Annotated in this window: 6 protein-coding genes; 1 reads left to right on the forward strand and 5 read right to left on the reverse strand. The window is 66.9% G+C overall.

The window, feature by feature from the left end; translation table 11 throughout:
* Window positions 1–196: 196 nt before the first annotated feature.
* Both AC2VON_RS02090 and AC2VON_RS02095 read right to left on the reverse strand, forming a co-directional pair.
* On the reverse strand, window positions 197–694 hold the full coding sequence (locus AC2VON_RS02090) for a DinB family protein (RefSeq protein ID WP_486951453.1): 498 nt from the start codon (window positions 692–694) through the stop codon (window positions 197–199).
* 28 nt (window positions 695–722) lie between these two features.
* Window positions 723–1,400 (reverse strand): class I SAM-dependent methyltransferase, encoded by a 678-nt coding sequence (locus tag AC2VON_RS02095; protein WP_486951454.1) that lies wholly within the window; start codon window positions 1,398–1,400, stop codon window positions 723–725.
* A 46-nt stretch (window positions 1,401–1,446) separates the two neighbouring features.
* Between AC2VON_RS02095 and AC2VON_RS02100 the strand changes: the two genes are divergently transcribed.
* Window positions 1,447–1,920 (forward strand): MarR family winged helix-turn-helix transcriptional regulator, encoded by a 474-nt coding sequence (locus AC2VON_RS02100; protein ID WP_486951455.1) that lies wholly within the window; start codon window positions 1,447–1,449, stop codon window positions 1,918–1,920.
* Here the strand turns inward: AC2VON_RS02100 and AC2VON_RS02105 are convergent.
* From AC2VON_RS02105 to rpsB, 3 genes are all read right to left on the reverse strand, one after another.
* Window positions 1,863–3,287, reverse strand: coding sequence for an amidase (locus AC2VON_RS02105; protein WP_486951456.1), 1,425 nt, complete (start codon window positions 3,285–3,287; stop codon window positions 1,863–1,865). The genes AC2VON_RS02100 and AC2VON_RS02105 overlap by 58 nt on opposite strands.
* A gap of 27 nt (window positions 3,288–3,314) precedes the next feature.
* Window positions 3,315–4,139: a translation elongation factor Ts gene (gene tsf, locus AC2VON_RS02110; RefSeq protein ID WP_486951457.1), complete on the reverse strand. Its 825-nt coding sequence runs from the start codon at window positions 4,137–4,139 to the stop codon at window positions 3,315–3,317.
* Window positions 4,140–4,152: 13 nt separating this feature from the next.
* Window positions 4,153–4,526 (reverse strand): 30S ribosomal protein S2 (rpsB, locus tag AC2VON_RS02115; RefSeq protein ID WP_486951458.1); only part of this gene is annotated, 374 nt, incomplete at its 5' end.

Consider the following 4,526-nt stretch of genomic DNA (forward strand, 5'->3'; position numbering starts at 1 on the left):
GCAGCACCTCACAGCGCTTCAGAACAGCTAACCGCTCCGGGGTGGTCAGCGCGGCGAAGTCCAGGTCAAGCACACGTTTTTGGGCGGCTGCCAGCGCGTCGAAGGCCGCGGTGATCGCTTCCCGACTACTACCCGAACGCATATTCGAATACTAGACAGACCCGCCGACAAAAATCCGTGGCGTGATCCCAGTCAGTCAGCTGAGTTGGCGTTGCGCATCTTGAAGGTGGTGCCTGACTTCATGCAGGGTGTGGACGGCGACCCAGCCCAACGTGCGCACCTGTGTCGTCGGGTAGTTGTAAACGACGGTGCGGTCCCACTCGGAGGCATCGAGCCGTCCCAGCACGTTCGCGATCATCGCGGCCGCATCCGCCAGCTGCCGGGCGACCGCAGCCGGGTCCTGCTCGGCGTATCCATCGAGCTCCACGCGTTCGTCGCGACCCATCGGGGCGAATGACGGACAGTCAACCCATCGAGCGGCGAGCACCCGTTCACGTTGCACCAACAGTATGTCCCGCACGTGGCACGCGTACTCCAATGGCGACCACTGTTCCCCGCTGCGCCGAGTCCGCACGTCGACGCCGGGTTCGCAGATGAGGGTGACTAAAGCCCGGGCGCCCGCGACGATCTCGGAAGACACGTTCGGAGCGGCGTCCTCGTGGTACTCAAACCCGCAGTCATCGCAACGGTCCATCTGCCGACGCTACTGCTGCGTGCGAAAGTCATTCCAGGTGTGCCGACAACAGCCAGGCAGGAACCGACTTACGCCCGTTGGCCTCGTCGCGCAGGTCGGCCACAGGAAACTCGGCGGGAACGCCGTCTCGGAAGTTGGCGTGAATTCTGGCGGGCCGGATCTCGTCGATGCTCCAGTGCTGGGACACCACCTGGCGGAGTTCGTCTTCAGTGACCGGGTTGGCCGGCCCCTCGGGCATCCCCGTTCTGTCGAAAACCAGGACGAAATACGACGCGCCGGGTGCGGCCGCGCGGACGATCGAGCGCTGGTATCCGTCGCGCAGTTCGACCGGCATCGAATGAAACAGCGTGCTGTCAACGATGGTGCCGAACCGGCCGTCATAGCCGGTGAACGAACTGATGTCGGCCACCTCGAAGGAGGCGTTGGTCAAACCGCGCTTGGCTGCCTCGGCTTTGGCCAGTTCAATCGCGGTGGGCGCCGAGTCCAATCCGACCGTGGTGTAACCGCGCTCCGCCAGGTACAGCGACACCGCGGCCTCGCCGCAGCCGGCGTCCAGCACATCCCCGTGGAACTTGCCCTGTTCGATCAGAGCGGCGAGCTCCGGTTGCGGCTCGCCGATGCTCCATGGCGGTCGGGCGCCCAACCCGAATTCGGCGGCTTCGCCGCGGTATGCCGTGTCAAACTCAAGTTTCTGCGCTTCAGTCATGACGTCCTATATATCAACAAGCCTGATATAGGTCAAGATAGTTGACATGGGTCAGGCCAACGATGCTCCACTGGGATATTTGCTGTACCGGGTGGGCTCGGCGCTGCGCCCCGAGGTGTCCGCGGTGCTCAGGCCCCTGGGTTTGACGCTTCCCGAATTCGTCTGCATGCGAGTGCTTTCCATCTATCCGGGGACTTCCAGCGCCGAGTTGTCGCGCCGTGCCAATGTCACACCGCAGGCCATGAACACGGTGTTGCACCGGCTGGAGAACCGCGGCGCGGTGAGCCGGCCGGCATCGGTACCGTCCGGGCGTGCGCTGCCGGCTACGCTGACCGGTGAAGGCCGGAAAATGCTGAAACGCGCGGAGGCCGCCGTCCGGGTGGCCGACGGCCGTATCCTGGACAAGCTGTCGGCAGCCGAGCAGCGCGAATTCAAACAGATGCTGGAGCGGCTCGGCTCGGGTCAGGGCGCGGTACGGGATTGGATGCCCGACCAAGGCCGGGCGGCCTCCAGTTCGTAGGCCAGCTCCAGCAGTCGGGCGTCCGAACCGATCCCGGCGGTGAGCATCATGCCCACCGGTAAGCCATCGGCGGACTCACCCAGTGGCAACGAGATCGCGGGTTCGCCGGTGGCGTTCTGCAGCGGCGTGAACGCCACCCAGTCGATCAGCCGATCGATGATCTGTTGGTAGTCGGCGGTCGGATCCAGGTAACCGACTCGCAGCGGCGGGTCAGGCAGCGTCGGGAGCAGCAGGGCGTCGAAGCTGCGGAAGAGCCGCGCGGTGTGCCGCCGCGACGCGGCCAGCCGCAGCGTCGCCACGGGCAGCCGGTAGAGGTGACGTCTGGCATAGCGGTCCAGCCCCAAGGTGAGGTTGTCCAGCCGGGTGCGGTCGAACGTCGGACCGAACATCCGGCGTCCGCCGCGTACCAGGGCCGTCGCCAGGAACGCCCAGTACAGCAGGAAGTCGTCAGCGAAGTGGGCCGGTATCGGCGGGGGGTCGACCTGCTCGACGCGGTGGCCGAGTTCCTCCAGCAGCGCAGCGGTTTTCATCGTCTGTTCCCGCACGTCCGGACTGGCCTCGCGGTCCAGTGCCCGGGTGACGACGGCAATCTTGAGCCGCTCCTTCCCCGCGTGCCGGATGTCGCCGACCGGCGGCAGCTTGGGGTTGCGCCAGGTGCGCTCGGCTTCGGCGTAGAAGGCCGCGGTGTCGCGCACCGAACGGGTCACCACGCCGTTGTAGACGATGCGCACCGGCATCGCGCGAAAATCCCTGTCCAGCGGCAACCTGCCCCGGGACGGCTTCAGACCGACCAGCCCGTTGCAGGAGGCGGGGATGCGGATCGAACCGCCGCCGTCATTGGCGTGCGCGATCGGCACCACCCCGGCTGCGACGAACGCCGCCGATCCCGACGACGAGGCGCCGGCGGTGTAGTCGGTGTTCCACGGGTTGCGCACCGCTCTCAGCCGAGGGTGCTCGGCCGAGGCACTGAAGCCGAACTCGCTGAGCTGGGTTTTGCCCAGTGGTATCAGCCCGGTGCCCAGATACAGCTTCGCGAAATCGCCGTCGGCAGACGCCGGGTGGGGTTCCCACGCATCGGTGCCCTGCATCGTCGGCATGCCGGCGACGTCGACATTGTCCTTGATATACGTCGGCACCCCGTCGAAGAAACCGCCGCGGGAGGCCCGGCCGGCACCAGCCCGGGTGCGGGCGCGGTCGAACGCCTGATACGCCAGGCCGTTCAGGGCCGGGTTGACCTTCTCGGTGCGGGCGATGGCGGCTTCGACGAGCTCACCGGGAGATACCTCGCCCGATTCGACTCGCTCGGTCAGGCCGACCGCGTCGCTATCGCCGAGGGCGTCGTCACCGAAGGCGTGCACGTACTGCATGACACGACGCTAGCGCGTTCGTCCCGACTAGCTTTGACCGACCTCGAATCGGACGAACCGGGTCACCGTCACGCCCGCCTCGTCGAGCAGCACCTTGACGGTTTTTTTGCTGTCGGAGACCGACGGCTGCTCCAGCAGCACGGTGTCTTTGAAGAAGCCGTTGACCCGGCCCTCGACGATCCTGGGCAGCGCCTGTTCGGATTTGCCCTCCTCCTTCGCGGTCTCCTCGGCGATGCGGCGCTCGTCTGCGACCACGTCGGCGGGCACGTCGTCCCGGGTCAGGTACTTGGCCTTCAGCGCGGCGATCTGCAGCGCAACCGCGTGGGCGGCAGCTTTGTCGGATTCGTTGGCGCCCTGATATTCGACCAGCACGCCCACGGCCGGCGGCAGGTCGGCCGACCGTTTGTGCAGGTAGCTCTCCACTGTGCCGTCGAAGTAGGCGACGCGGCGCAGTTCGAGTTTCTCGCCGATCTTGGCCGACAGATCGGCGATCGCCTGCTCGACGGTCTTATCGCCGGCCCGGGCGGCTTTGAGCGCATCGACATCGGTGGCTTTGACCGTCGCGGCGGCCGCGACGACATCCGCTGCCAGCTGCCGGAATTCGGCGTTCTTGGCGACGAAGTCGGTCTCCGAGTTCAGCTCGATCAGGGCGCCGCCCTGCGCGGCGACTAAGCCCTCGGCGGTGGCCCGCTCGGCGCGTTTGCCGATATCTTTGGCGCCCTTGATCCGCAGCACCTCGACCGCCTTGTCGAAGTCGCCGTCACTTTCGGCAAGCGCGTTCTTGCAGTCGAGCATGCCGGAGCCGGTCAGCTCCCGCAGTCGCTTGACGTCGGCTGCGGTGAAATTCGCCAATGTTCAGCCCTTTCTAGGGTGCGTCCGTGTTCGTCTCGGTGGTGTCGACGGCGGCCGTGCCGGCGCCGGACGGGGCGGCACCGGCCGGGGCCGGTGCGGTCGCTGATGCCGTCGCGGAGGCCAGCAGCTCCTGCTCCCACTCGGCCAACGGCTCGGCGGCTTCGGCTTCGGGTTTGCCGTCGCCGTCGCCGAGGCCGGCGCGGGCCTGCAGACCCTCGGCGACGGCCGAGGCGACCACCTTGGTCAACAGCGCTGCCGAACGGATGGCGTCGTCGTTGCCCGGGATCGGGAAGTCGACCTCGTCGGGGTCGCAGTTGGTGTCCAGGATCGCGATCACCGGGATGCCCAGCTTGCGGGCCTCGCCGACGGCGATGTGCTCCTTGTTGG

The organism is Mycobacterium sp. TH-M82, assembly GCF_057473605.1.